Source organism: Micromonospora sp. KC721, from assembly GCF_004348355.1.
In the GTDB taxonomy this organism is placed as follows: domain Bacteria; phylum Actinomycetota; class Actinomycetes; order Mycobacteriales; family Micromonosporaceae; genus Micromonospora.
The window spans coordinates 1-4,237 of the sequence record NZ_SMJY01000311.1; the positions used below are offsets into that span (position 1 = coordinate 1).

Sequence of the window (4,237 nt, forward strand, 5' to 3'; positions counted from 1 at the left end):
GGCTGGAGCAGGACGAACGGTAGGGCCACCGCGACGACCGCTATCAGGGCGGCGCCGGCCGTGGTGGCGCGTCGGCGGCGGCGCAGCCGGCGACCCCGTCCGAGCGCCCGGACGGCCAGGTCGGGCGCAGGCCGTACCCCGTCCGCGAGGTCGCGCACGGCGGCCCGCAGCGTTTCGTCCACCATCCTGGTCATCGCGTCACCTCCGCGCGGGTCGTCATCTCATCCAGCTCCGGCACCAGTTGCCGGAGCCGGGCCAGGGCCTTGGCGGTCTGGCTGGCCACCGTGCCCGCGCGGCAACCGAGGATCGTCGCGGTTTCCGCGACACTCAAATCCTCCAGATAGCGCAGCGTCAGTACAGCGCGCTGTCGCGGCGGCAGTGCGCGCAGAGCCTCGCGTAGCAGTAGCCGCAGCTCGCTGTCGTGGCCGCTGTCACACACCTCGGGCCGCTCAGGCAGGTCGGCCATTGGCACCTCCCGGCGTCGGGACAGCCGCCGCCAACCGGAGACCTGGTCGTGGTAGAGGATCCGCTTCACGTACGGCTCTGCGTCGCCCCTGATCCGGGGCCACCGGGCGTACGCCTTGGCGAGCGCGTTCTGCAGCAGGTCCTCGGCGGCGTGCTGGCTACCCGCGAGCGCGTACGCGACGCGCAGCAGCTTGTCGCCCCGCTCGTTGACGAAATCGGTGAACTCCCCGTCGGTCACGTCAGCCACCGTCCACCTCCGATGTTCAGACGCGTGACCGTGGCCGAAGTTTGCCTGGTTGGCGCGATGGGTGACCGACCATGAAACTAGCCGTTGACAAGATAGTTCGGGGAAGGCATCTTGGCATTGACAAGAAAGGGGCCGCCATGTCGTCGGACACGCTCACCACGGCCGGAATACTCCTGATCACCGTCGTCGCGGTCGCGTACGGCGGGTTGACCCTGCTCACCCACCTGGCCCGCCGGAAGCCTGGCTACCTGGACAATCCCGTCCGCCGGGGAATGTGGACGGCGGGCCACGCGCATGCCGGCGTGCTGGTTCTCTTCGCCCTCGTCGCGTTGCCCTACATCGACCAGGCCGACGTGTCGGGCGGGACACGGACGCTGATCCGGTCGCTGTTCGTCGCCGCGCCGATCCTGATGCCGCTCGGCTTCTTCCTCTCTGTCGTGCGACCGACCGACACCCGGCCCAACAAGTTGATCTGGCTCACGGTGGCGGGCGGGGCGAGCCTGAGCGCGGGTGCTCTGCTGCTCGGCATCTCCCTGCTCTGACCCGGCCGCGACGAGGACAGCCCCAGCCCGCCGGGTTCGTTGGTGTCGCAGGCGAGGGGCAGAATGGCCCGCATGCGCTGGACCGTGCTCGACTCGCCGATCGGGGAGTTCTCCGTGGCCACCGACGGTGCGGCGGTGCGTGGCGCGCACTTCGGTCGGGTCGCGGCGGCAATCGAGCAGCCCGTCGACGAGGTGGACCGACAGGTCGTCGCGGAGTTGCGGGCGTACTTCGCGGGGGAGTTGGAGGGCTTCACGGTGCCGGTGGAGCCGCCTCGCGGCTCCGATTTCGAGCGCGCGGTCTGGCGGGAGATGACCCGGATTCCGTACGGGGAGACGCTCACCTACGGTGAGGTGGCCCGCCGGGTCGGCGACCCGGGAGCGGCCCGGGCGGTGGGGGTGGCCTGCAACCGCAACCCGATCCCGGTGCTCGTGCCCTGCCACCGGATCGTCGGGGCGGGCGGGAAGCTGGTCGGCTTCGGTGGTGGGCTGGACCGCAAGGTGAAGCTGCTGGAGCTGGAGGCTCGGGTCGCCTTGCAACGTGCCTGGTCCTGATCAGGGCCCCATGATCCTTGGCGGTTCGGCGGCCCGTCTTCCGGCGTGTCGAATCGGGCAGGCGTCAACGATCCGGGCAGGACACGACGAGGGCCGGACCCGTCAGGACCCGGCCCTCGTCGTGTTGCTGGTCAGCGGGTCAGCGCTCGACCTCACCGGCGATGAACGCCTCGACGGCGGCGTGCGCCTCGTGGTCGGCGTACTGCACGGGCGGAGACTTCATGAAGTAGGAGGAGGCCGAGAGGATCGGGCCACCGATCTTGCGGTCCAGGGCGATCTTCGCGGCCCGGACGGCGTCGATGATCACGCCGGCCGAGTTCGGCGAGTCCCACACCTCGAGCTTCAGCTCGGCGTTGAGCGGGGCGTCACCGAAGGAGCGGCCCTCCAGGCGGATGTACGCCCACTTGCGGTCGTCGAGCCACGGCACGTGGTCGGACGGGCCGATGTGCACGTCGCTCTTGGCCATCTCGTGCGGCACCTGGGAGGTGACCGACTGGGTCTTCGAGATCTTCTTCGAGACCAGCCGGTTGCGCTCCAGCATGTTCATGAAGTCCATGTTGCCGCCGAAGTTGAGCTGGTACGTGCGCAGCAGCTCGACGCCACGGTCCTCGAAGAGCTTCGCCAGCGCGCGGTGCACGATGGTCGCACCGACCTGGCTCTTGATGTCGTCGCCGACGATCGGCAGGCCCGCGTCGGTGAACTTCTGCGCCCACTCCGGGTCCGAGGCGATGAAGACCGGCAGGGCGTTGACGAACGCGCAGCCGGCGTCGATCGCCGCCTGGGCGTAGAACTTGTCGGCCTGCTCGGAACCGACCGGCAGGTAGGAGACGACCACGTCGACCTGGGCGTCGCGCAGTGCCTGGGCCACGTCCACCGGCTCGACGTCCGACTCCTCGATGATCTCGCGGTAGTACTGGCCCAGCCCGTCGAAGGTCGGGCCGCGCTGCACGGTCACCCCGGTCGGCGGTACGTCGCACAGCTTGATGGTGTTGTTCTCGCTGGCGACGATCGCCTCGGCGAGGTCCATGCCCACCTTCTTGGCGTCCACATCGAACGCCGCGACGAACTGCACGTCGGAGACGTGGTAGTCGCCGAAGGTGACGTGCATGAGACCCGGGACGCGGTCGGTCGGGTCGGCGTTGCGGTAGTACTCCACGCCCTGCACGAGGGACGAGGCGCAGTTACCCACACCGACAATGGCGACGCGGACGGAGCCCATAGCGTCTGCCTCCTTCTTCTTCATCACGGCCGCTCTTTCCTGGACTCTCCAGGCGGAGGCGGGCTGTCGGTTTCTCGTCGTCCGCCGGCCGTCCCGGTGCCCGGGACCGTCGGGGCACGGCCGGAGCGCTCGTTGGCGATGAGCTCCTCCAGCCAGCGGACCTCGCGCTCACAGGCGTCGAGCCCGTGGCGTTGCAGTTCCAGGGTGTACGCGTCGAGGCGCTCGGCCGCTCGGGCCAGTACGTCGCGAAGTCCCTCGCGACGTTCCTCTATGGTGCGGCGGCGACCCTCCAGGATGCGTAGGCGGGTCGCCTGGTCGGTCCGGGAAAAGAACGCGAAGTGCACACCGAAGCCCGTGTCGTCGTACGTCTCGGGACCGGCCTGCGCGATGAGCTGCGCGAAGCGTTCCTTGCCCTCGGCGGTGATGGTGTAGACCACCCGACCCCGTCGGCTGGTCAACGCGGGAACCTCCCCGGCGGTCGCGGGTGTCTCGGCGGCTTCGGTGATCCATCCCGCCGCCTGCAGCCTGCGCAGGGTCGGGTAGAGCGAGCCGTAGCTGATGGCTGCCCGGATGGCTCCCAGCTTGGCGGTGAGTTCCTTGCGGAGCTCGTAGCCGTGCATGGGGGACTCCTGCAGCAGACCGAGGATGGCGAGTTCGAGCACGAGCCATCCTCTCCTACCTCACCCACAGGGCCGTTGGACGTCCCGATGTATCGGGCCGATACATCGCACGTTAATACCCGGCGGGGGTCGAGGCAAACCCCCGGATCCGGAAGGTTCGCATCACGCATGGTGACGGCGGTCGCCTCGTCCGGCCGGACCGCGTACCCTTTGCCGCATGCGTACGCAGCGCCAGGTGGTCGACTACTCGCTCCGGAAGCGAGCGGTGCTGCGTGAACTCCTCGCCGGCCGGGTCGGCACGTACGACGTCTGCGACGCCTCGCCGTACCTGAAGAACGCTGCCCGCTTCCACGGTGAGCCCACCGAGGAGCGCTGCCCCGTCTGCCGCAGCGAGAACCTCATCCACGTCCATTACATTTACGGGGACGAACTCAAGCAGTCCGCCGGTCAGGCACGCGCCCTGGCCGAGTTGCCCGCGCTGGCGATGACGCTGCGTGAGTTCCAGGTCTTCGTGGTGGAGGTGTGCCTCGGCTGCGACTGGAACCACCTCGTCGAGCAGTTCCTGCTCGGGTGGGGCGGGCTGGCCGAGGAG

6 protein-coding genes and 1 pseudogene are annotated in these 4,237 nt (G+C 69.1%); 3 read left to right on the forward strand and 4 right to left on the reverse strand.

Annotated features, from left to right (window positions below; translation table 11 throughout):
- Nucleotides 1–194 (reverse strand): annotated as a pseudogene (locus E1182_RS29440) (hypothetical protein); the annotation flags it as partial.
- Nucleotides 191–712, reverse strand: coding sequence for a SigE family RNA polymerase sigma factor (locus E1182_RS29445; RefSeq protein WP_132270982.1), 522 nt, complete (start codon nt 710–712; stop codon nt 191–193). The gene E1182_RS29445 and the pseudogene E1182_RS29440, both read right to left, overlap by 4 nt.
- Before the next feature lie 137 nt (nt 713–849).
- Between E1182_RS29445 and E1182_RS29450 the strand changes: the two genes are divergently transcribed.
- Both E1182_RS29450 and E1182_RS29455 read left to right on the forward strand, forming a co-directional pair.
- Nucleotides 850–1,254, forward strand: a complete 405-nt coding sequence (locus E1182_RS29450) for a hypothetical protein (protein WP_132270983.1) — start codon at nt 850–852, stop codon at nt 1,252–1,254.
- Nucleotides 1,255–1,326: 72 nt separating this feature from the next.
- Complete coding sequence (locus E1182_RS29455; protein WP_132270984.1) at nt 1,327–1,806, forward strand: methylated-DNA--[protein]-cysteine S-methyltransferase; 480 nt, start codon at nt 1,327–1,329, stop codon at nt 1,804–1,806.
- A 139-nt stretch (nt 1,807–1,945) separates the two neighbouring features.
- Here the strand turns inward: E1182_RS29455 and E1182_RS29460 are convergent, their stop codons facing one another.
- Both E1182_RS29460 and E1182_RS29465 read right to left on the reverse strand, forming a co-directional pair.
- Entirely contained in the window at nt 1,946–3,025 is a 1,080-nt protein-coding gene (locus tag E1182_RS29460; RefSeq protein ID WP_132270985.1) for an inositol-3-phosphate synthase, read from the reverse strand.
- Nucleotides 3,026–3,048: 23 nt separating this feature from the next.
- Nucleotides 3,049–3,687, reverse strand: a complete 639-nt coding sequence (locus E1182_RS29465) for a PadR family transcriptional regulator (protein ID WP_132270986.1) — start codon at nt 3,685–3,687, stop codon at nt 3,049–3,051.
- Between the two features lie 175 nt (nt 3,688–3,862).
- Between E1182_RS29465 and E1182_RS29470 the strand changes: the two genes are divergently transcribed.
- The coding region (locus E1182_RS29470; protein ID WP_132270987.1) for a DUF5318 domain-containing protein at nt 3,863–4,237 on the forward strand (375 nt) is incomplete at its 3' end.

Excerpts from the sequence above, each read along its gene's own strand:
- E1182_RS29450 (WP_132270983.1), top strand. The coding sequence starts at position 850 with ATGTCGTCGGACACGCTCACCACGGCCGGAATACTCCTGATCACCGTC.
- E1182_RS29455 (WP_132270984.1), top strand. The coding sequence starts at position 1,327 with ATGCGCTGGACCGTGCTCGACTCGCCGATCGGGGAGTTCTCCGTGGCC.
- E1182_RS29460 (WP_132270985.1), bottom strand. The coding sequence starts at position 3,025 with ATGGGCTCCGTCCGCGTCGCCATTGTCGGTGTGGGTAACTGCGCCTCG.